The 23,818-nt window shown below is 38.5% G+C and carries 20 protein-coding genes; 3 read left to right on the top strand and 17 right to left on the bottom strand.

Annotated features, from left to right (window positions below; genetic code table 11):
- Positions 1 to 84: 84 nt before the first annotated feature.
- On the top strand, positions 85 to 597 hold the full coding sequence (locus OR571_RS11450; protein ID WP_282242929.1) for a hypothetical protein: 513 nt from the start codon (positions 85 to 87) through the stop codon (positions 595 to 597).
- Entirely contained in the window at positions 591 to 1,172 is a 582-nt protein-coding gene (locus OR571_RS11455; protein ID WP_282242930.1) for a hypothetical protein, read from the top strand. Before OR571_RS11450 ends, OR571_RS11455 begins: the two co-directional genes overlap by 7 nt.
- 108 nt (positions 1,173 to 1,280) lie before the next feature.
- Here the strand turns inward: OR571_RS11455 and OR571_RS11460 are convergent, their stop codons facing one another.
- From OR571_RS11460 to OR571_RS11485, 6 genes are all read right to left on the bottom strand, one after another.
- On the bottom strand, positions 1,281 to 3,503 hold the full coding sequence (locus OR571_RS11460; RefSeq protein ID WP_282242931.1) for a hypothetical protein: 2,223 nt from the start codon (positions 3,501 to 3,503) through the stop codon (positions 1,281 to 1,283).
- A 201-nt stretch (positions 3,504 to 3,704) separates the two neighbouring features.
- The gene (locus OR571_RS11465; protein WP_282242932.1) at positions 3,705 to 5,954 is read right to left on the bottom strand and encodes a hypothetical protein; all 2,250 of its coding nucleotides are present in this window, start codon (positions 5,952 to 5,954) and stop codon (positions 3,705 to 3,707) included.
- Between the two features lie 633 nt (positions 5,955 to 6,587).
- Positions 6,588 to 8,813, bottom strand: coding sequence for a hypothetical protein (locus tag OR571_RS11470; protein WP_282242933.1), 2,226 nt, complete (start codon positions 8,811 to 8,813; stop codon positions 6,588 to 6,590).
- A 1,090-nt stretch (positions 8,814 to 9,903) separates the two neighbouring features.
- Positions 9,904 to 10,632: an amino acid ABC transporter ATP-binding protein gene (locus tag OR571_RS11475; RefSeq protein WP_282242934.1), complete on the bottom strand. Its 729-nt coding sequence runs from the start codon at positions 10,630 to 10,632 to the stop codon at positions 9,904 to 9,906.
- 21 nt (positions 10,633 to 10,653) lie between these two features.
- Positions 10,654 to 11,313: an amino acid ABC transporter permease gene (locus OR571_RS11480; protein ID WP_282242935.1), complete on the bottom strand. Its 660-nt coding sequence runs from the start codon at positions 11,311 to 11,313 to the stop codon at positions 10,654 to 10,656.
- A gap of 31 nt (positions 11,314 to 11,344) precedes the next feature.
- Positions 11,345 to 12,166: a transporter substrate-binding domain-containing protein gene (locus OR571_RS11485; protein WP_282242936.1), complete on the bottom strand. Its 822-nt coding sequence runs from the start codon at positions 12,164 to 12,166 to the stop codon at positions 11,345 to 11,347.
- A gap of 248 nt (positions 12,167 to 12,414) precedes the next feature.
- Between OR571_RS11485 and OR571_RS11490 the strand changes: the two genes are divergently transcribed.
- Positions 12,415 to 12,969 (top strand): helix-turn-helix domain-containing protein, encoded by a 555-nt coding sequence (locus OR571_RS11490; protein ID WP_282242937.1) that lies wholly within the window; start codon positions 12,415 to 12,417, stop codon positions 12,967 to 12,969.
- A gap of 177 nt (positions 12,970 to 13,146) precedes the next feature.
- Here the strand turns inward: OR571_RS11490 and OR571_RS11495 are convergent, their stop codons facing one another.
- The 11 genes from OR571_RS11495 to OR571_RS11545 form a co-directional block, all read right to left on the bottom strand.
- Entirely contained in the window at positions 13,147 to 13,614 is a 468-nt protein-coding gene (locus OR571_RS11495) for an SRPBCC family protein (protein ID WP_282242938.1), read from the bottom strand.
- Between the two features lie 420 nt (positions 13,615 to 14,034).
- Positions 14,035 to 15,159, bottom strand: a complete 1,125-nt coding sequence (locus OR571_RS11500; protein WP_282242939.1) for an acetylornithine transaminase — start codon at positions 15,157 to 15,159, stop codon at positions 14,035 to 14,037.
- Entirely contained in the window at positions 15,156 to 15,932 is a 777-nt protein-coding gene (gene argB, locus OR571_RS11505; RefSeq protein WP_282242940.1) for an acetylglutamate kinase, read from the bottom strand. Before argB ends, OR571_RS11500 begins: the two co-directional genes overlap by 4 nt.
- The gene (argJ, locus tag OR571_RS11510) at positions 15,895 to 17,100 is read right to left on the bottom strand and encodes a bifunctional glutamate N-acetyltransferase/amino-acid acetyltransferase ArgJ (RefSeq protein WP_481900388.1); all 1,206 of its coding nucleotides are present in this window, start codon (positions 17,098 to 17,100) and stop codon (positions 15,895 to 15,897) included. Before argJ ends, argB begins: the two co-directional genes overlap by 38 nt.
- Before the next feature lie 162 nt (positions 17,101 to 17,262).
- Entirely contained in the window at positions 17,263 to 18,297 is a 1,035-nt protein-coding gene (argC, locus tag OR571_RS11515) for an N-acetyl-gamma-glutamyl-phosphate reductase (protein ID WP_282242942.1), read from the bottom strand.
- A gap of 208 nt (positions 18,298 to 18,505) precedes the next feature.
- Positions 18,506 to 19,495, bottom strand: coding sequence for an anti-sigma factor domain-containing protein (locus tag OR571_RS11520; RefSeq protein ID WP_282242943.1), 990 nt, complete (start codon positions 19,493 to 19,495; stop codon positions 18,506 to 18,508).
- Positions 19,495 to 20,247, bottom strand: a complete 753-nt coding sequence (gene sigI, locus OR571_RS11525) for an RNA polymerase sigma-I factor (protein ID WP_282242944.1) — start codon at positions 20,245 to 20,247, stop codon at positions 19,495 to 19,497. Before sigI ends, OR571_RS11520 begins: the two co-directional genes overlap by 1 nt.
- A gap of 86 nt (positions 20,248 to 20,333) precedes the next feature.
- On the bottom strand, positions 20,334 to 21,023 hold the full coding sequence (locus OR571_RS11530; RefSeq protein ID WP_282242945.1) for a hypothetical protein: 690 nt from the start codon (positions 21,021 to 21,023) through the stop codon (positions 20,334 to 20,336).
- 149 nt (positions 21,024 to 21,172) lie between these two features.
- Complete coding sequence (locus OR571_RS11535) at positions 21,173 to 22,090, bottom strand: DMT family transporter (protein ID WP_282242946.1); 918 nt, start codon at positions 22,088 to 22,090, stop codon at positions 21,173 to 21,175.
- 15 nt (positions 22,091 to 22,105) lie between these two features.
- Complete coding sequence (panF, locus tag OR571_RS11540) at positions 22,106 to 23,551, bottom strand: sodium/pantothenate symporter (RefSeq protein WP_282242947.1); 1,446 nt, start codon at positions 23,549 to 23,551, stop codon at positions 22,106 to 22,108.
- Complete coding sequence (locus OR571_RS11545; RefSeq protein ID WP_282242948.1) at positions 23,548 to 23,808, bottom strand: YhdT family protein; 261 nt, start codon at positions 23,806 to 23,808, stop codon at positions 23,548 to 23,550. Before OR571_RS11545 ends, panF begins: the two co-directional genes overlap by 4 nt.
- Between the last annotated feature and the right edge of the window lie 10 nt (positions 23,809 to 23,818).

The raw sequence follows: 23,818 nt of genomic DNA on the forward strand, positions 1-23,818 counted from the left end.
CAACACTCTTTAATTTTTTCATATATATAAACCGTAATTCATATACTTCCTAGGTCTTACTAATTATTCAGGGGGAATCATTCTATGTACTTCAAAGATCCAAAGGAAAGAAAAAAGAGGTTAAATAAAATAATAACTTGTACCATTGCTTCAGGAGTTCTTTCCACTACCTTGTTAGCTGGTGGGGTTTCTGCAGCTAGCAATACTAGTGAGGAGACTCCTTCCGATAATAACGTGGTAATAGAAGTTACACAAAATGATAGCCAACCAGCAAACGTAGAACAAAATGCACAAATTACAGAAAATGAAGGAGAAATACCTGGATTCCCTGATGAGTTCTTGGATGAAATACCTGGATACGATCCATCCAAACCATATGTTTTAGTGGAAGAAGAAGGGGTACCTGTTGGAATTCTCTTTGTTAGTGAAGAACTTAAGTATGATGAATTAACGAAGAAGCTTTCTAATGATTGGCAATGGAACCAAATTGCCTTATATACGAATCAATCGAATGATTACTTTGGAACATGGACACTTGTCACTGATCCTAATCATGTATTGAGTTTAGCAGACATACTAGTGAGAGACGAATGGTAGATTACTTTAAGGAGCACATCGATGAAATCAACAATGGTGAAATAATAGATCCTCCTGCAAACTTTGAGCAGAACTTCCTCATTATAGTTCCAGCTTTACCACCTTACGAAGAAAAAGAACAAATTCAATCTAGTGAAGTAATTGAAAAAACTATATTAGATACTTCTATTACACGGGCAGAAGTAAATGCCATCAAAAATGACGTACAACAAAGCCTCCTAACAAAAGAAGACAATGAAAAGCTTATTGCTTCTGTCGAATCAAATCTAAAAGAGATGAATACAACTTCACTAAAATTTGATGCAAAAGGAATAGCAAATTTCGAAGTGGCCATTTCTATTTTAGTAAAAGAAAATAATATTAATAAAGTTGTTGAATTGACTGCCTTGTTCTTAAAAGCAGCCGAAAAGCAACAAGTATCACCAGCTTCCTTAAAAGAATATGCAAAAAAACTTTTCCTCGGTTTAGGGAGCCCAGCTGTTATTAAAAAATTTGTCCCCCTTTTAATCGAGAAATTGGAGAAGGCCAAAGTAGATATATCTTCATTTAAGGATTTACTAGATGAATTGAACTAATAACTTTGGAAGTTGAGAGGAATCCTTCCCTCTGACTTCCTTTTTATTTTACTTAAGCAATGAAAAAAGCTCTCCAGAGATTTCTCTCCGAAGAACTTTTCTAAATTTCTATTTTACTAGTAGTGAATTCGATTCAGCTACATTATATGCAAGCTGATCTTGGTTTACTATTCCAGAAGTTGCTACGATAACAAATGTAGATAAATGATGAGTAAAATCAGGTTGCATCGAAACAAAATCCATAACTTTGAGTGTATGACCATCTACATACTCCACTTTAACAACCGCATTTCTACCAAATCCATCATTAATAGTTACCGTACCTGTTAAACCCTTTTTAAATTCATTTTCATATGAAGGATTAATGAATGCAAAATCTAACGTATCAAAAATAGATAATCCATTATCATTGTTATCATTTAGAGTAACTTTAGATGAAGCAAAGGCACCTTCTTTGATCATCGCAGTTGCTGGTTTAGTCGGATTTTCAGACCCTTCCCCATTATTGCCGTCTTTACCAGGAGCGTATTGATATACTTCAAATGTATTCGCTTCGTTTTGCAATAAACTAATCGAACCTAGTGTCCAATCTCCTTTTTCATCTACCTTCGCTGTACCAATGAAAACACTATTCCGGTAAACCTTTACTGAATATCCTGCTTGAGCAGTTCCACTTATGATATAGCTAGAACCATCATATGTCACTGGTGTATGCGCCGGATTTGTAATCTCCAATTTAGCAGCCTCTGTTACATCGCTAGTTATATTCCAAGTAGAAATATTTTCTGGTTTTATATCATAGCCAGCTGTGACAGAGTCACCATTAGATAGTGCCATTTCAAATGCCTCTTGTGACACTTGTTGCCCATGAATGAAAAACAAATCATTGGTATCCCATTTATATTTGAATCCGTCAGTAATTAGATAGTTTTCCTCCGTAAATATATATGGAGACACGATGTTTAACTCATAAACATTACTACTATTTTGTAACTGGTAAAAATGAGTAAGTGGAGCTTTCTTGCTCTTTTGGTTTCCATCAAGCTTTTGAATTAACGGTTGAACGTAAGTTGCTGAAGTTACGTCAGCTGTTGCAATTATGAAAGTTAAGTTTCCGTTTTGATCGGTGTACACGGTCAATTCTTGTCCCGCATTTCCTATAAGACCGTTTGCAGAGGTAATTACTGCTGCTGTAGAAGTAGTCTCTGTAGCAGGGTTTGCTTCAGTTAAAGTGATCCGGACACGACCTACATATGGAGAACCATCGGAGTTGGTTAAATTAGCTCGATATATATGATTATTAGAAGTTTCCAAGTAAGAAACATCTGTATCATATAATAAAATACCTGTAGTATCAGCAACCGCTTCTGTTTTAAAATTCTTTTTATAGTCTTTCCAAGTGACTGTGTAATCTGTAGAAGGATTTAGATCAGAAGTTGTCAGTATTACTACCTTTTTGTCTTCTGATAATTTAGCACTTTGTATAGTTTCCCCTGAAATTTTAAATTGTCCAGCTTCTAATCCTGCTAATGGTATCGAATATTCTTTTGAAAAATGCACAATTACTGTATTCTGTCCATCAGATGAAACGGCAAGTGGTTGTAATGGTAAAGATGCGTCTATATTTGCATAGCTCTTCTCTAATTGATTTTTGAAAGTAAATTTGTCAGCATTAAAAGTTAAGTAATAATGAGCCTTTTCTAATTCAGTGGCTGCTTCTGCTAGCTTATTCTCATTGATAAATTGAGAAGCTTTTTCTAGATACATTTCCACTGTAATATCATATTTCACTTGCTCAATTAACTTCTCCATAGCAGGTTTTACTGCATTACGAATTCCATTTCTAGTAGATTGCCCATAGACTCGATCTAAAAGTATTACTTGCTTACGATACTCAGCCGTTGCTCTGTGGTATGCAGCATTTACTTTATCAAGGTCCTGAGAATCTATTGCTTGTTGTAGGTTGTTTGTAAGATTGATGATTTTATCACTGGATGTAAGAGCATCGATATATGCCTGAGCACGTCTTACATGAGTTTTAGGTTCTACGAGTCTAGCTTGAATACTTAATTTTTCAGAAGTTGAAAGCTTTGCAGTTGCTATTTCTGCTGCTTGGATAGCCTTTTTGGCGGTATTATATTGATCATATGGACGAGTTACAAAATCAGCAGAGCCTTCAACTGAAATAGCCCATTTTAAAATGGTACCTGCATTTTGTGCATCAGTTACTAATTGAGTTGTATTTGGAGTCGCTTTCGCTCGTTGGGGTGATGATGTAATTAATGCTGCGACGGCAATTGAACATGCTATTTTTAAGACTTTTTTTCTCATATTTTGTGTTCTTCCTTTATAGATATATCTCCACATTTGTTTATCAAGTAGTATCTTTCTATAAGTAAGTCTATCATGAATAGCTTCTGTCCTTTTATCCAATTAAAGATTGTGTTGCTAAAATCATCCTGTTGTAGATTTTCTACATTAGTTAAGCCGTTAAAGGAATTATCCCTTAACGGCTTTTTTAATTCTATCTAGTTAGTACCCCTTGATTTGGAATCCTGTATTTACCTTTAAAATAAAACCATACGCATTTGAAACACCGTCAACTGAAATGACATCTAGCGGGCCAGATAATGTTCCATCCTCTCCATTTTTTAGAATCTTACCAGCAAGTTTATCTTCGACTGTTGGACCGAACTTAATATTAAAGCCCTTAGTAGTGTTGGTGAAGAGTGTACCACTTTCATTGTTTGTAAATTGAACTTGTGTTCCATCTGAATCCTGCACAGTGATGGAGGATGTTTTAGAAATTACCGCTTGATCTTGAGTCACTGTTGTTCCATTTGCACGCGTTATTGGCGCGATATTAAATGCTACTACTTTATTCGATATGTCTTCCTCATTATCATTGCCGGCAGTTATGGAAGATAAATTAAATGGACCTTCTACTACTCTTAATGTTGTTCCATTCCAATCACTAATCGATGGAGTACCTTTTCCAGCTGGTTGTTGTATCATGGTAAAATCCGTTATGTCGTTTTGCGTAACGGTAGTTTTGTATTTCCATGTACCAGTAGAGTTCATTTTAACTTTTGAAAGATAAGCACCATTTTTGAAAAAGAACACTTCATAGTTTGGTTGACCTGTTCCTACCAATTCTATATCTTTTCCAATCATGCGATATCCAGTAGTTCCTGATTTATGTGCAAACTTTGAATCGACAGATAAACCAACAGAATAATGATTTTCTGTAATATTGAATGACGAAGCAGATGTTAATTGATATGTTCCACTGATGGTATCTTCAATATCTAATGCGGATTTGAAGCTATCTGAAGAAACTGCTATTCCTTCATTTCGGTATGTGTCACTTGAACCTTTTAGTTTATATTTAAGTCCATCAGAAGTAACAAAGTAGTTATTGTTGATGTCTACATAATGTATTTTTTTATTAGTCATAGTTCCTGCTTTAGCAGGAGCATAAAAGTTTATCTTTGCTGAAGTTAGTGTATCTATTACTGTATTATTAACCATTTGATTAAAAGAAATCGTCTTATCTATTGCCGCAGTACTCACATCTTTTGCAGTAAAGGTAATTGTCACCTTTCCATTTTTATCGGGTAATACATTTACATTTTTTGCTCCAGAGATGACATTCTCAATGCCATTTATCGTTAATAGTTTAACACCGGCAGGAATATCCACTCTTACTGTATTATTACCATATGAACCTGCAAAGGTAGCAGATAATGCAAGAACTTCCGATGTTTCTCTATGTTGAGTCGTAGTGTCCCCTATTTGAATAGGTACAATACTTCCTGGAACAGTAAAGCTAGAGGAACTACCCTTATATTTAACTGTATATTTAATACTTGGTGTTTGAGCTGACGTAGTTAACGTTGCGGTTAGCCCATCTTTACTTAATATAGCATTAGTTATAGACAAAGCGTTATCAATTGTAAAGTCAGTTGCTTTAATAGTAGAAACTGCACGGTTAAATCTTACAATTATTGTCGTATTATCTGTACGTGATATAGAAGAAATTTGAACTGGCACTGCATTAGTAACAGTGTCTAAACTCTTCTGTAATGTAGTTTCCCAAATCAAAATATTTGCATCAAGAATTGCTTGTGCTTCATTAATTTTTCTAGTCGCTTCCGCTTGTTTAGATACTCGCATATCTTCAACTGCAGCTTTTGTTAACATATGAACTGTAACATCATTTTTCAATTCTTTGATTAACTTTTCTGCCGGTCCTTTAACAGCATTACGAATTTTATCTCGAGTTGATTGACCATATACACGGTCCAATAAAATTGTCTGTTTCCGAAATTCTGCAGTCATCTCATGATACGCTTTTTCAACTTTTTCTAAGTTATTTTCATCCACGGCTGTTGAAAGGGCACTCGTTTTTTCATTAATCTTTGTACTTGCTGTAATTGCATCAAGATATCCTTGCGCTCGTTTCAATTGTATTTTAGGATCTGACAATCGTGCTTCATATGTCAATTGATCCGAAAAACTCAATTTCTTTATTTCCGCTTCTGCTTGAGCAATCGCATTTTTTGCTTCGTTGTATTGGGTCCATGGTTGAGTTACCCCATCTGCTGAACCTTCAACTGAAATTGCCCATTTTAGAACAGTACTTGCATTTTGAACATTGGTCATTAATTTGTCTATATTTGTCGCTGCCGCTGCATTTGTCTGGTTACTTGGTGTAGCTGCGATAAATACAGAAGATGCAATTGCAGTGGAAATTGCTAATTTCATTGTCTTGTTTTTCATTTTATAATCCCCTTCTACAAAACTCATATTGTTTATTATATGATTATACTAAATTACTATGTTCAACATACACTTATTTTGTTGTATTTATGTATTCTACATATACTACTTATTTTCCTTTTTACAGAATTATTTCTCTACTCTATACGTACGTCTTAATACAGTAAAAGTTTCAGTTTTTAAATACATACTGATTAACAAATGAATAATAAAAAAAACTTATGATTTATTTTAAGAATATATCCAAGTAGGGGCTTGCAGAGCATGTACATAATAAACAACTTCGTTATTCAATACTACAATTACAATTATAAAGAAGAAAAGCCCTTAATCAATTCTATGATTAAGAGCTTTCTCCACCATAACTTATTTTTAGCTATTCGAACCTTCACATTTACTCTATAATTTTGTAACGTGATTTGATTTCGATACTATTATATTAAATTAATTAGAAAAAACTTTATGATAGAAAAGAAATAGCACAAGCTTTTAATCGAGCTACCTCTTACTATATTGAACTCTAATTTTGTCAAACAGCAGACACTAAACAAAAAAGCACTATTCCATCATAAATGGAATAGTGCTTTTATTAATACTGGAAATATTTTTTAGAAAGGTTATTTCTAATTAATATTAATAACCAGTAATAGAGTTTGTTACATTAACTTTTAAGCCGTATTCGTTAGTTACACCTGTTACTCCATTAACAGTTACAGTACCGTTAATTTTACCATCTCCACCAGAGATAGAAGATGGAGCACCAAAAGTAATTTCGAAACCAGTTGCAGTTTCTTCAATTGAAGTATTGTTAACTCCGTCAACGTAAGTAGCTTTAGTTAAGTCACCATCTAATAATGTAATTTGTGCTTTTGAAGCGATTTTAACATTATCTTGGTCTTCAGTTTTAGCAGCTGTAAACACTACAGTTTTACCTGTAATTGTTGAACTATCACCAACAGCAGATGGTGCAGCAGCTACATTGTATTTACCAGCTACAACTTTTAGTTCGTCGCTTAATCCAGCTAAAGTGCTAACGTAGTCTGGAGCTACTTCATTAACGCTAGCTGCTTGGCGTGCTTGGAAAGTTACCGCTACAGTTGGGTCTACGTTTAGAGCAACTGACCAAGTACCGTTAGATTTTACAGTAGTTGATGCTACTGGGCGAGTTAGTGAAGTGTTATAGATTGACACTGCTTTACCTGCTTCACCAGTTCCAGTTAAAGTAATAGTATTACCTTCTACACGGAAAGCTGTAGTATCTCCTAAGTATTCTTGATCTAATGAGAAGTCTACTCCAGCAACTTTATCAAGTGCTAACTGAAGTGTAGAACCACCAGTTTTAACGTATGAACCTGTAACTACATCACCTTTAGATAATTTAGCTTTTAAAGCATCTAAAGAAATAACTGCATTGTTTGTATCTTGATATACATTACCAGTTGCTTTCAATAGAATCTTTTGGTTAGCATTATTAACAAAATAGTTATTAGCTGCATCTACATATTTAACAGTTCCACTTGCATCATTAGCTAATGTTAATGTATCAGGTACAGTATAGAAGTTTAATGAACCAGAAGTTTTTGTTTCAATAACACTTCCAGTTACTCCAGTTAAAGATTCAAACTTAACTTTTCCACCTGTTGCAGCATCACCATCAGCTGCTTTTACAGTTACTACTAATTGTCCATTAACTGGGTAGTAGATATCATCAGCAGCAGTTGCAGCTGCACCATTTACAGTTGCTAATACATAGTTTGTATCATCAGTTAATGTAACTCTTACTGGTCCATTATGAGTAGTACCTTGTGTAGTCTTGAATGAAGATGATACAGCAAGTGATTGACCTACTTCAGCATGTAATGCTGTTGCATCTACATTAACGTTTCCAACTGGAGCAGCAGGTGTTTCAAATGAAACTGTTGAGTTTTTGTAAGTTACAGAGTATTTAGTTGCAGCATCTAAAGCTGTAGTTGTTAAAGTTACAGTTTTATTGTCTGAACCAAATGCAGTTTTTGTTACAACAGCGCCATTATCTAAAACAAATTCAGATTCTGATACTGCAACTACTGGTTTAGTTAAAGTTAAAACAACAGTTTTGTTATCAACATAAGTAACAGATTGAACTGCTAATGGAAGAGAAGCAACTACATCATCAACTGATTTTTGTAAAGAAGTTTCCCATGTAAGAACGTTTGCATCAAGGATTGCTTGTGCTTCAGCGATCTTTTTAGAAGCGTCTGCAGTTTTACCTGCTTTAATGTCTGCTGCTGCTGCTTTAGATAACATGTTTACAGTTACTTCGTTTTTAACTGAAGCAACTAATTTTTCGATTGCTGGTTTAACTGCGCCACGGATACCGTCACGAGTTGATTGACCATATACGCGGTCTAAAAGAGCCGCTTGTTTACGGTACTCAGCAGTTGCTTTGTGGTAAGCAGTTTCTACTTTTTCGATATCGTCAGTTTTAATTGCTGCATCTAATCCAGCAGTTAATTCTTTAATTTTTTCACTTGAAGTGATTGCATCAATGTAAGCTTGAGCGCGTTTAACTTGTAATTTTGGTTCTACAAGTTTAGCGTTGATGCTTAATTGTTCAGATGCAGTAGCTTTTTTAGCTGCTGCTTCTGCATTTGCGATTGCTTTTTTAGCAGCGTTGTATTGGTCATATGGACGTGTTACATAGTCAGCAGAACCTTCTACTGAGATAGCCCATTTTAATACTGTACCTGCGTTTTGTGCGTCTGTTACTAATTGGTTTACATTTGTTGCTGCATCAGCTTGGTTTACTGGTGCTGCTGCAACGAATGCTGAAGCTGCTACTGCAGTTGAAGCTGCAATTTTGATAGCTTTTTTCTTCATAAACTTGTGATCTCCCTTCGCTTGTGTGTTGCAATTTTGTAGTGTGTAACGCCGGTCGCTTGATAGCGTCCAATATCATCACCCTAACTAATATATGAGTATACAAAACTCTTATGCTAAAATCAACTAGAAACCTCAAAGATTACCAGTTTATTTTTGAGGATGATGTTTTGAAAGCACCAAGGACTCTATTACATGTTCCATATTACAGGAATATTAAAATTTATGCTACCTTTTTTCTGAATAATTATTACCATTTTTAGAATGATAGAATACCCAGCATTGTTTTTATTAATTCAATTGATTTTTCTTTCTATTTTCTACTGACTAATTTATAGTAGCTTCTTTTAATGAATTAATTTATTTAAAATTTCTTTGTTTAAATGCGTGCATTTTTCAAAATTTATGTTATGATGTACAGTATAGAAGGTTACTTATAGATGTGTAACGCCGTAAACTTGTTTGTACATTCATTAGTGTGCAGCCTTCTACTTCCTTCGTTTTATCGCTCAAGAAAAGAAGCATCTGAACTTCGGATGCTTCTTTTCTTATTTTACGCCTTTTACAGATGTAGAAGGCGTTTTTTTTATAGTCTTACCGCCAATACAAACCCTCTGAACAGATCTACGATAACTTCCATGGTTGTTAGGACATTAGTTTTTTGCTTAGGGTAGGTTGGGCAGTAAGCGTAAGCGTCTAGTGTTTGAATTCTGCTAGTAATTAAGAGCGTTTTATAGTGCCACTCGGATTCAACAGAGCTGATTATTTGGTGTAATTTTGCAATTTTATTAGAGTAAAATAGTTGTATATGATAGTTAAAATGACTTACTGTTTACCTATTCGAACTTTTCAGTAGTATTAAGCTTTAATTACTATCGTAAACGAATAGTAATGTCATATAGTCTTAAAAATTCGTATACATTGTCTATTAGGCAACTTATAACATCTACGAACTTCCTGGAGCGCCCTGATTATTATTAATATTAGGGGAGTTTCTACTATATAAGAGTAATCAATTATGATAGGGAATGCATTAATCAATTATTATTTAACACCAATTTGATTCACAGAAGAAAACCACTAGATCGCTCTAGTGGTTTAATACTTTTGATAAAAAGTCTTGCGCGCGTTGTGTGTCTGGGTTGGTGAAAAATTTGTCTGGTGCTGCGCGTTCAACGATTTTACCATCCGCCATGAAGACGATTTCGTCGCAGATTTCTTTGGCGAAGCCCATTTCGTGTGTTACGACAACCATGGTCATGCCGTCTTTTGCTAGTTTACGGATGGCATCGAGCACTTCGGTTACCATTTCTGGGTCTAGTGCGGATGTTGGTTCGTCAAATAGCATGACGTGCGGATCCATTGCGAGCGCTCTTGCGATGGCTACACGCTGTTGTTGACCACCGGAAAGTCTGCTTGGGTATGCGTCGCATTTGTCCGCTAGTCCAAGCGATGCCAGTAGTTCTTTTCCTCTTTTTTCAGCCGCTTCTTTTGATAGACCTTTTACTTTCATTGGTGAAATCGTGACGTTTTCCAGTGCTGTTAAAAACGGGAATAGGTTAAAGCTTTGGAATACGAAGCCGATATTTAGTCGGGCTTTGTTGATATCCGTTTTTTTGTCATGGATAGATATTCCGTCAACGATAATTTCTCCATTATCGATAGGTTCTAGTGCATTGATTGTTCGGATGAGGGTTGATTTACCTGCTCCACTCGGTCCGATTAGTGCGACTACATTCGATTTTGGTACTTCGAGCGAAACGTCGGTTAGGACGTGGTGGGCACCGAAGCTTTTATTGACATTTTTAATAGAAATCATTTGGGTACACCCTCCTTGCCGTTATGCTTCGCTTTTCGATAATCTTGTTTCGAAGTATCGAATGATTAGTGATAAGCTGAATGTCATGATGAAATAGACAACTGCAACAAACGTCCATACTTCAATGGAACGGAATGATGTTGCTACTAGGTTTTTTGCGTCTAACGTTAACTCGGTCGCTCCGATAATAGATATCAGAGACGAGTCTTTTATTAGCATGATAAATTGGGATGCAAGCGGTGGTAATACTCGTCTAAATGCTTGCGGCAAAACAATGTGAGTCATTGCCTTTGCGTGAGACATACCAAGTGATCGTGCAGCTTCCATTTGTCCTTTTGGCACACCTTGGATACCTGAACGAACGATTTCTGCAATGAATGCCCCAGCAAAAATGGCTAGTCCCCAGATTGACCCCCAATAGGAGCCAAGCTTCAAGAATTGTCCGAGAACGAAGAAAATCCAAATAAGTAATACAAGCAGTGGAACACCGCGGATTATCTCTACATATATAGAAGATATTAATCTAAAAAATTTATTTTTCGAGATACGCCCCATTCCAAAAATAATCCCTATTGGAATTGCAAGTAAGATAGAAATCGCTGAAATTTCCAGCGTTTTCAACGCTCCATAGATGAATACATCCATATTGCGGGTAATAACACTCCAGTCGTACATATACATAGTTGTTCCTCCTCTAGATTGCCAGAGTGTCCTACTCTTCTACTACTTCATCTAACCAGTCAGAAGATTCGAACCATTTTTCGCGAGATGCAAGCTCTGCTGGACTTCCAAGGTAGCTATTTAAAAATGAATTAACCCATTGAATTGTTTCGAAGTCGTTTTTCTTAAGTGCGATCCCTAGATTTTCCGTAGAAATTAAGCCTTCTAATTGTCTAACATTATCTCCATTTTGTAGTTTCCAAACTGCAATTGCCGGCTCGTCATATACGATACCATCTGCTTGCCCTTGTGCTAATGCTGCTGCTGCATCTGGGAAGTTTTCATAATCCACTACTTGTGCATTTTTAAATACGTCTTTTGCAAGTAACGCACCAGTCGTTCCGATACCTACTGCAATTTTTTTGCCTGCTACATCAAGGTCTTGCCATGTTTTAGTCGCTGTATCTGAACCAGGTAGCATTACTGCTTGACCAGTTTGGAAGTATGGATCAGCAAAGCTCACCGCTAGTGCGCGATCCCCGCGAATAGTCATCCCAGCGAAAACCATGTCTACTTCCCCTGTTTGTAGCGCAGGGATTAGTCCGTCAAAAGTAAATTGCTTGTACTCCACTTCTACTCCTAGGGCTTTTGCAAGTGCTTCTGCAGTGTCCGCATCATACCCAACGAATTCACCTTTTGGATCTTTCATATCAAATGGGAAATAACCTGTTGACATCCCAATTACTAGTTTTTTCGCTTTTAGTGCTTTTTGAATGGTTGAGTTTTCTGTCGATACTCCCCCACCTGAATCATTGCTACACCCTGCAATGATTAACATGGTAATCATTAATACTGCTGCTAACCATTTTTTCATGTTTGTGTCCCCCATTTTTCTCTAATTAATTCAGTTCCCCTGTTGAAACTAGTGAATTATTAGTAGTATAGATTATTATTATTCAACTGTCTACATAAAAAATAAATAGTTATAATATTATTATTATTGATTCTATTTGCAAAAAGGTGCAAAATAGAATTACTAATAGATTATATGTGAGCTATTTTTTATTATTATATGTTTTATTATTCTGGTAATTGTATATTTATTCGAAAAGGGGTTTTGTTATGGAGTTTCCAAAAGGAGAGATTGGTAAGCGAATACGCTATTTGCGTAGGTTTCAAGGATTAACGTCAGAAGAGCTTGCTAGACTAGCAGGAGTGAGTCAAAGTATGATTTCCCAAATAGAGAGAGGACTTGTATCACCTTCTTTGGAGACGCTATGGAAGTTGAGTCATAGTTTAAAGGTGCCGATCTTTTCGTTTTTCGAAACGGAGGAGTCGACTGCTGTTTCCATTACACGAGCAGGAGAGGCGAAAGTGGTGAAGCGGGTGCGTCCGACTGTGAGTTATGAGTTGTTGTCGCCAAGCAACGGCAAGCAGATGAGTTTTTTTAAGATGACTGTGGAACCAGGGCAGGATTTGGATACTCCTTTTGTGTTTCATGGTGGCGAGGAGTGCGGGATGATTCTTTCTGGTTGCTTGCGTGTGGAGCTAGAGGGTGAGTGCCACACGCTTTGTCAGGGGGATAGTATTTACTTTGATAGTTCGCAGCCGCATCGTTTTTTTAATGAAGGGGACGAGGATGCGGTGGCGATTTGGACGATGACTTCTAGTTTTTAAGTAATTATCTTATTGATTTATAAATGCCCTTTGCTTTGGCAAAAGGCATTTTTTGCGTCTTATTTAAAAGAGAAGATTATAATTAGCGTTAACCTTTTTGAACTTGAGAGTAACTAATATATTCCTTCCTATATTATTTACAATAGTTCTCTTCCAACAGCAGCTAATGAATGGACTTTATACCACTTTACTTGTATCTTTTAAAGCTTCGGAACGAACTAGCTCCAAAAAGTCATTTACTACTTTATCATTTTGTTTTTGACTCCCCATTTTCGATAAAATGCGTCCCATGAAATTGATACCTTCATTTTGACCGGTGTATATAAATCTCGTTGTGTGCTCATCCACTTTTATCAAAGTGAAACCCGCTTGGATCTTAAATAATTTTGCTAATGTAAACTCGATTTTATTGTGTTTTTTGTGTGCAGTGTTTTCATATTCGATATCAGTTACGATGTACGATTCCGTTCTTTTTCCTTCTCTATAGGTTTGCAGATAGGTGGACCCAACGACGCCTTCTTTTATTTCTAGAGGTTTGTGTTCTACTATGTTTGGCATGATTCTTTGGATGTTGTCGAGGTCAAATAGGTTCCAAATTGTTTCGATTGGTGCTTGAATCGTGGTTTCTTTGTGCCAAGTTAGCATGTTTGCGCTCCTTTTTCGTATTCGGAATAGTTTGTGAAATTTACTAAAGTGTACCATATTATTGGTTGATTACAATGCTTGTTTTTTTAGTGGATCGAGGCGCTGAATGTAGAGTATTTAGGATTATTTCGTTAGTAAGCACAAATATGAGTAAATCTTGGCTAAAAGTTTTTTACTTAGAAAAATGGTTGCTTATAGGATCGATTTGGTTGCTCTCCCGATAGTTTTAGTTGCTCTCCATGGTCGATTGGTTGTCCTTAACCATTTTATGGATTGTTTTATCGGCAAACTACTCTATATTGGGATATAACTTGGAGGTTGCCGCTTATTTTGACAATTGTAAAAAGACCGGCCTATGGGATAGGACGGTCCGGTTGTGAATAGCGGTTCTCTGAGCGCTTTAATTCAAGTATTTTTGTTCTACATTAATATAGAAGAAAGTATGTTTACGGCTTGGTCGATCTCTTCTTTCTTAACAGTTAGCGGTGGCAGAAGTCGAATGACATTTGGGCCTGCAGATACTAGTAATAGACCTTCCTGTTCTGCTTTTTCAATGATTGGTACTACATCTTCTTGGCATTTGATTCCTAGCAGTAAGCCGGAGCCGACGATTTGATGGTTCGGTAGTGCTGTTTTTAGTTTATCCAAAAAGTAGGCAGATTTTTCATTGACTGCATTTAAAAATTCAGTCGTGAACACATTGTCGAGTACGGTTTGCGCGACGGCTACTGCTAGTGGGTTTCCACCGAATGTTGTACCGTGTGTTCCGGGACTGAATGTGTCATACAGTGCACTTGTGCCGAGCATAGCTCCAATAGGGAAGCCGCCGCCGAGACCTTTTGCGAGTGTCATGATGTCCGGTTTTAGAACGGTTTGCTCGTACGCGTAGCGAGTTCCGGTGCGTGCGATACCTGTTTGCACTTCGTCGATGATTAATAGAATGCCTTTTGATTCGCAGATGTCCGCAATTGCTTGTGCGAATTCAGGCGATATTTTGTTTATACCGCCTTCCCCTTGGATGACTTCGAGCATGATTGCCGCTACATCACTGTCGATTGCAACGTCTAGTGCCTGTATGTCATTGAAAGGGATCGTGCGAAACGTTTCTAATAATGGACCGAAGCCTTGGCGTATCTTATCTTGTCCGGTTGCTGACATGGCGCCAAAGGTACGACCATGGAATGATTTTTCAAATGTGATGATAATGTTTTTGCCTGTATGTTTACGTGCCATTTTGATCGCAGCTTCGTTTGCTTCTGCTCCACTGTTGCAGAAAAATGCATGCGAAAGATGCGTATCTTTTACAAGAGTTGCGGCTAGTTTTTCTTGTTCCGGGCTTTCGAATAGATTCGAAGTGTGCCATAATTTTTCGCTTTGTTGTTGAATGGCTTGCACGATTGCAGCGTTCGCATGGCCTAGACTTAGTACTGCGATGCCGCTTGTGAAATCGAGATATTCTTTCCCTGTGTCATCTGTAACGACTGTGCCTTTTCCTTGCACGAGATGAACAGGTCGGCGTGTGTAGTTTTGAAATAATGCACTCATGCGTAAACCTCCTGCTGTAAAATGGTTGTTCCTTCTAATGTTTCGCCGACGATTTGGACGGATGGGATACCTTCTGCAAGACAATCTAGTGCTGCAGTTACTTTTGGAATCATTCCACCGTATATGTCTTCGGATGTGATCCAGTTGTTTATTGCTTTTACGGTTACGACTTGCTGCACTTCTCCGGAGATTTTGATGCCCGGTGTGTCAGTTACTAGTAGCAGGCTTTCTGCTTTGATTGCCAGGGCGATTTTACTCGCTACGATGTCCCCGTTTATGTTGAGCGGTATGCCGTCATTTGAGCAGCCGAAGCAGGAAATGACTGGCATGATGCCGTTTGCAAGCAAGGTATCGAGTAATTGGCTGTTTACTTCTTTTATTTCACCAACGAAGCCATATGTTTCTTTGTCTAGAAATGTGCAAGACAGTAGATTGTCATAGCCGCTTAATCCGATTGCGGTTACTCCGCCTTTATTGAGCTGGTGAACTAGTGTAGGGTTCACTTGACCGATCAAGGTAGACTGCACAATGCTAACTGCTTCTTCTGACGTTACGCGGATTCCACCTACTGTCGTGGAAGTGACGCCATTTTTATCTAGCTGTTTATTGATAGCTGGGCCTCCACCATGCACGATGATGACGTCAATCCCTTGTTCTTGTAAGCTTTTGAAGTTTGCGATATGAGCTTCATTTAACCGTTCAAGCATACTTCCGCCGAGCTTGATAACGATACGTTTAGGAGCGATAGGTTGCGTTGATTTGGACATAGTCATATGTTAAATCGCACCCCCATGCTATCCCTTGGCCGTTTCCATTGTTTAATTCAACGGAAATTTTCACTTCATGCTGCTTTAAATAATTAAATAAATCTTCCTCAGAAAATTGTACTGGTTCGCCTTTTTCGACTACGTTAGCGTCTCCGATTTTGATCTTGATCGCACTTGGATCAATCTGTGCACCACTACGGCCTACTGCAGCGATAATTCTTCCCCAGTTAGCATCGCTTCCAAAAATAGCTGTTTTAACAAGTGGTGAACCTACTACCGTTTTGGCAATTTTATGCGCTTCCTCATCAGACGCTGCTCCATTCACTTCTACTTCAATCAGTTTTGTAGCCCCTTCTCCGTCTTTTGCAATCATTTTCGCTAAATCTTGAGAGACTGCATGGAGCGCCTGGATAAAGTTTTCCCAGTCTGGATGTTCAGGTGTAAGCGTGTTATTTTCAGCTAGACCGTTTGCCATAACGAGAACCATGTCATTTGTCGATGTGTCTCCGTCCACTGTGATGGAGTTGAACGTTACGTCGGTAATCGATTTAAGCGCGGCTTGCAGATGATTCGATTCGATGTTCGCATCGGTTGTAATAAATCCAAGCATCGTCGCCATGTTCGGCTCGATCATTCCAGAGCCTTTTGCCGTTCCAGCAAAGATGACTTCTTTTCCGTCTATCGTTGTTTTGTACGATGTATTCTTGGTTACCGTATCAGTCGTCATAATTGCTTGTGCGAACCCCATTGCCCCTTCGAGTTCGTCGATCGGATGAAGTTTTTGAATGCCTTCTAGTAGAGGTTCCATTTTCATCATTTCACCGATTACCCCTGTGGATGCTACTCCTACTAGGTTTGGTTCGATGCCTAGTTTTTCAGCAGTTTTTTGTTGCATCGTGTAGGCATCAGCCATTCCTTGTTTGCCGGTGCATGAATTCGCATTTCCTGAATTGACGATGATTGCTTGCATTTTACCCGTTTTTTGCACGACTTCTTTGGAGACAAGAAGTGGTGCTGCTTGGAACACGTTCGTTGTAAAGACGCCGGCAACGCTTGCTGGAACTTCACTTACTAGTAAAGCTAAATCTTTTTTCTTGTGTTTAAGTCCACAGTGGATGCCGGTTGCTTTGAAGCCTTTTGGTGATGCAATATTTTTATATGAAATTGATTTCATTGTAGTTACTGTTGTCAAATGAAATTCCTCCTAGTATTATCAAATTCGCCTTGGCGTATTTGCGTCCAGATTTTGCATCGAACTTTTTCGATGAACTCCTAACAAAATCTGTGACATCCGCCGGAGGCATTCATTTAATTCAGCAAGTCTTTTTTTGCTAAATTAAATGAATAAAGGGACTTGCTGGAGGCCTGACGTTTGATCCAAACCGAACTGGACGTTCATGTTTTGAATCGCTTGCCCGGCTGCTCCTTTTACTAAGTTATCGATAACCGAAACGATAGTCGCTCGGTTCGTTCTGGGGTCTAGTCTCACATGTACATCACAGAAGTTGGAGCCGTACACTTGGTTTGTGCCGAATTTGTTTGACTTTTTGATGATTCGGACAAACGGGTGGTTGGCGTATGTTTCTTCTAGTGCGTTTATGAGCTGCTCTTCTGTCACCCCGGAAGTTACTGGTGCATAACTAGTTGTAATAATCCCTCTTGTCATCGGTACTAGATGGGTAGTAAATGTGACTGGCGCTGTTTGACCTGCAAAGTTGCTGATTGCTTGCTCGATTTCTGGAATATGTTGGTGTTCATGAATTTTGTAAATAGCTGTGTTTTCATTTGTCTCACTGAAATGCGTCATTTGGTTCGGCTTGTTGCCTGCTCCGGAAATTCCACTTTTCGCATCGATCACGAGTCCGGATGCATCGATTAGGTTTTCTTTAATAAGTGGCAATACCGAAAGAAGGACTGCCGTTGGATAACAGCCTGGGTTTGCGATTAGCTGCGCTTGTTGAATCGCTTCTTCGTTCCATTCAGTTAGCCCGTATACGCTTTGTGCGACTGCTTCAGCTGAAGCTGGTGTTTTTTTATACCATTGCTCGTATTCCGTTGCATCTTTTAGGCGGAAGTCCCCTGACAAATCGATGAGTTTTGGTCCTGCTCCGATTAATGGAGGCAAAAGTTCGGTGGAAACTCCTGATGGTGTGCTAGTGAAAATGACATCGTAGTTTGCTAGTTTATCATTTTCAATTTTTTTTAATGGCTGATCGTGAATATTCAATAAGTGTGTATATTTATTCGAAAACTGTATTCCCTCTTCCGAAGAAGTGAACAAATCAATGCGTTCAACTTCTTGGTGGTTATGAAGAAGCCGGATCAGCTCTAGTCCTCCATACCCTGTTGCACCAATAATACCTACCTTCATTTTCGTTCACCTCTTCGTTAATGTTAGAGATAAGTATAATACTGCATATTTATAAAGTCAATTGTATTTTTATATATTTCGAAATTCGTAGTTTTTGAGGGCTTATCGTGTTAGAGGCGGGTCAAGTACACGCTCTGTTTTGTATCGTTTAGGATAATTTTTCAAAAAAAGAGGACGACTCGTTTGGGAGTCGCCCTCTTTTTGTGTACTATTGCTTGTTGTTATTGTTTCCTTCTTTATTCTTGTTACCTTGATTATTGGAGTTTTTGTTCTCCTGATTGTTGGTATTATTATTTCCTTGATTGTTATGAGGCTTATTTTCTTTATTGCTGTTTTCATTTCCTTGATTATTATTGTGATTATTTCCCTGATTACCGTTATTTTTCTTCTCTACCTTTTGTTCTTCTTTTTCGTTTTTCTTTTGTGATTTTTCTTCTTGTTTCTCTTGCTTTATTTGTTGTTTCTCTACTTTCGGTTGCGGAATTTCTTTAGGCGGAGCCTGCTGCATATCTTGCTTGGTTTCTGGAGTAGACGGTTGAGCTGGCGCTGGTTTTTGCTCTTTCTTTATTGCTGGTACTTGTTCGGTTTTTCTTAGTTGTTTGATCGTTTGGTTGTTTTTGTTTGCTTTCGTTCGTTCTTCTTCTGTGCTTTCGGATACGTGCCAGGTTCGATTAGTGTGTTCGTTTTGTACGGTACGAACTGCTTCTTCGACGATTTTCTTCGCTGCTGGCTCTTCGTTTTCGTATACCATGATGATTTCTAGTTTTTCTACTTTTGGATTCATCTGGCTTACTGCTTTATCTAGCACAATCGCTAAAGGTAGTCCTTCCCATTCACCCATGGATATCGGCTCATTAGCTAGAGACCTTAGGGAGACGACGTTACCTTTCTGATTTACACCTAGTTCAAGTGCCGTTTCTCCTTCCAGCTGCACGTAAGCTGCTAGTGCACTACTCGTTTTAGGAATGAAAGATGCCACCAAAAATACAAGTAGCACCGCTGCGACAAGTGCTGGTCCGATGAAAAAAGGTTTGGCACGCTTCTGTTGAAGAGCCCCTTTTACTAACTGAAATTCCACTTCCTCCCCAATTTCGGGATTTGGGATGACTGGAATACCACGTAGAAACTTACCTTCTTCCGTCAGGAAAACCGAGTATTTACTTTTCTTCTCGCAAACAATGCCCTTGTATGTGCGCATCATATGATTTCTCCTTTTACGTACTCTTTTATATAAACGAAGTCACTGTTTAACAATAAGACAACGGCAATCATATATTTGCGATGCCGTTCCAATGTTTTTCGAGATACCTCGACAATTGCTTCGATTTCTTTCAATGGTAGTTGTTTGGTTTTCATTAAGTGCTCATAGAATTCTTCCGTTTCGGCGACAATTTGCGCGATTTGAAATGCCGTTTTTCTTGCATCCGCATGCTTTGGTGCTACTTTTGTAAGCTCATCAAATGATAAATTAAATGTCGCTAATAGTTCACGGTAACGAATCAGCTCTTCCCTTCTTGTAGCTATTCGCTGTTCTTCTATGTATGTATGGATAGATTGTTTATCTAATAGAAAATGTTGTTCTGATGTTGCCGCTTCTTCGTTAGCTTGCATGAAGAGCTCTTTCTCGTTTCTTGCAGCTTCTTTTCGGATGAAATCGATCATACGTCTTTTGATGATAAGATGTGCAAATGTTTGGATAGAGGCATCTTTTGAAGAATCAAAAGCCATTACCGCTTCATGAAACCCATTCATCGCTACACTAAACTCCTCATCATGCTCATCAATCGGCCTTTTGCAAATAAAGGATGCCGTTTTTTTTATAAATGGGGTAAAGGCAAAAAGGAGGTCACTGAGAACCTCCTCATCGCCTGCTTTCGCCTTATGAGCAAGCTCGTTCATTGTTTGTTTTGTTTTTGTTTTGAATAATCCTTGAATAATGGACAAAAGCATACATACCCTCCGTTCTCACCTTGACCGGTCGTCCCTTATTGTAATGGGTAGATCGGTAAATGAAAAGCGGTTATTTTGCGAAATGATTAGTCTTCGTTTTTTTTGTTCTTTTTGTTGTCTTGTTTTTCAGCCTTGTGTTCTGCTTGTAATGCTTTTCGTTCTTCTTTGTGCTCTTCTTTCAAAGCTTTACGCTCTGCTTTTTGTTCTTCTTGAAGTGCTTTACGTTGTTCTTTTGTAGATGTCACTTCTTCCACAGGTTTTTCCTCAGTTGGTTCTTCTGCTTTAGGTTGCTCTACTTTAGGTTCTTCTACTTTTGGTACTTCCGTTTTTGGTGCTTCTACTACTGGTTTTTCAGTTTCTGGTTGTTCCACTTCTGGTTGTTCTGTTTTTGGCTCTTCAATTTCAGGAGTTTCTGACTCCGCTTGTTGGGCAGCTTCAAATTTTGCGATTGCACGTTCTGCATTTCGTTTGATCGCCGCTTTAGCAGTTTCATTGCCGGCATTTTCATATGCTTTTGAGAGTGCTTCTAAGTTTCCAACTGGGTAATTTTCTGGAATTTGAATATCCAATCCTACCGTATCTCCCGTTGTTACTTCACTCTTGGAATCTTCTGTAGTTTTTGTAGTAGTTTCAGTTGTCTCTTCTGTTGTTTTTGTTAATTTACTCAAATCAACCGTATCAAATAGATTTTCATTTGCCCATGCGTATCCACTACCTGTTACTGTAAGTGTTGCGACTAATAATGCTGCGCTAGTTTTCTTCCATTTCATCTGCATATTCCAATCACCTCGAATAAAATTTTGTCCTTGTTTCTATGTTCGGACACTCTATTATTCGTAGGCACTTTTCTGTTTATGGGGGTGACGTTAGAAAAAATAATATTACAGATATATTACAGGTGACCGGCACAAAAAAAGAACGACTTTTAGGAAGTCGCTCTTTTTTCTCTATATTTCTTCCACATATCTTCAGCTGCTCCAGATCCGAGCATTACGCCTATTATGATGAGAAACAGGCCGATGAAATGGCGTCCTGTTAATATTTCGCCTAGGAAAATGGCGGATAGAATTAGCGAGAATAATGGATTTAAGTTCATAAATATTGCTGATTTCGTTGCGCCAGCTTTGCCTACTGCGTAGTTGTACATCATGTGGCCGATGGCAGTGCAGATGATTGCCGAGGTTAAGAATAGTACCCAAAACGTCGGATTCGTTTCTGCGAACACGGCGATTCCTCCAGGTTCTTGTATAAAACTTATGATGACTAATACTACTGCACCGATCAACATCATATATGCAGTCAGCAATCGTGGGTCAAGTGTTGCTGCTGCTTTACTCACGACCATATAGCTGAGTACTTGCGCCAAAATAGCGAGAAATACGTAAAAGTCTCCAATATTTGCTCCGTTCGACTCGCCCCCGCCAACTAAAATAGATACACTTACTCCAGCGAGTCCGAATACTAGACCAAGCCACTGAAATTTCGTTGGAAAGTATTTTAATATAATAGCTGCAGATATGGCTGTTAGCATTGGTCCAGTACCTAAAATGAGTCCACCGTGGGTACCACTTGTGATGGATAAACCGATATTTAGGAAATAGTGGTGCAAGACGACATTTGTTAAAGAGCCCAGCAATATATATTTCCACTCTTGTTTTGTCGGTTTACGGAGGAGTTTCATTTTCCATAAGATGATAAATACTGCTAAACTAGCGCATAGTATTCGAATAGCCGTTAAAGAAACGGGTGGTACTACGGTTACTAAATATTTTAATATAGGAAGGTTGGCTCCCCAAACGAACATAACGAACACGAGCATGGCGTAAATTTTCCATTCTTTCACTTGAGGGCCTCCTTGTTAAAAAATGTATTTGGTTTTCTTGATCAATAAGCTACATGCCACATAAGCAAGTAGTGATAAAATAACGGGCAGCACAACTGTGTGCATGCCGAATAGATTGCCGTATGCTTCATTATAAAAGTGTAACGCAATATAGGAAATAATTCCAGTAAGCATGGATGCAATAGCTCCATATTTATTGCCATATGACCAGTACAGACCGAGCACAACTGGCCAGATAAATGCCGCTTCTAATCCCCCAAATGCAAATAAGTTCAGGAAAATAAGTAAGTCAGGAGGATCCAAAGCCAATAAAAAGACGATGGAACCTAATAGAGTTGTTACCCCAAAGCTCAGTCGTTTAATCGATTTCTCGCTTGCATCTGGCTTTATGTAGTTAATATATACATCTTTTACAATAGAGGAACTCACTAAAATGAGTAGCGAATCGACCGTCGACATTATGGCTGCAAGTGGGGCAGCTAGTACTATTCCCGCAAGCCAAGCAGGGAGCACTTTCAGCGTCACAAGCGGTATTACCGAATCCGCGATCTCCACACCAGGTAATATTGGCCGAGCAAATATCCCGATTAAATGCATATTCAGCATGATAAATCCAGTGACAATCGTTCCGATTACTAGTGCTCGGTGCATCGAGCGTGTGTTTTTATAGGACATTGCACGCACTGCCATTTGCGGTAGCCCGACAACACCTACACCGACAAGTATCCAAAAGGACGATACATATGCAGCGGATAAATTTCCTTCATTGCCGTATGGCGTCAAAAGTCTTGGGTTCTCTGCAAGTAGATCCTGTATAATGTTCGGTACACCACCGCCAGCGATTATAACGGCTATCAATAAAATAAGCGTTCCGATGACCATTACGGCTCCTTGCACAGCGTCCGTCACCGCAACTGCTCGGAAACCTCCTATTACGACATACACAAGCACCGATATAGCAAAGATAAATAAGGCCGTCGTATATTGCACGCCGGTTAATGATTCGATCAAACGACCACCACCGACCCATTGTGCGGTCATTGCGGAAAATAAAAAGATAATCATACTAATCGCCGCGAGCAACACAACCACAGAGCTATTATAGCGCACTTTTAAGAAATCAATTAATGTGATTGCATTGTACTTTCGAGCTAAAATGGAAAATTTCTTGCCTAACACAAGCAATATAAAATACCCAGTGACAACTTGTGTCATGGCAAGCAGTACCCAACCGAAGCCCATTGTATAGGCGGTTCCGGGTCCACCTAGAAAACTCGATGCACTTCCATATGTTGCAACCATCGTCATTGCGAGCACAAATCCACCTAGCTCTCGTCCACCTAAAAAATAGTCTTGTAAAAACCCGCCAGTGGGCGATTCCACTTTTTTGCTGGACCATAAGCCAATGATAAAAATAAGTACTAAAAAAATAACAAGCGGAATGATCACCCCGATATTCATGACTCATCCCCCTCTTCCTCAAACGACACATCTTTTAAAATATACTTTGCGAGAACTATCACCGTTACCGATATGAGGATGAACCCGATGATACAGCTATAAAAAAACCAATCTGGGAAGCCGAGGATATACGTGTATTCCTCTACCGGCCGTGAGCCTAGCCCATATGCAAAACCGAACCACCATACAAAGTGAGCAACCGCCAGACCCACTCCGATCCATGCCTCACGGTGGGCGATTTTAAATCTTGGATCCATTAATATCCAC

The organism is Psychrobacillus sp. NEAU-3TGS (assembly GCF_029955155.1).
Taxonomy (GTDB): domain Bacteria; phylum Bacillota; class Bacilli; order Bacillales_A; family Planococcaceae; genus Psychrobacillus.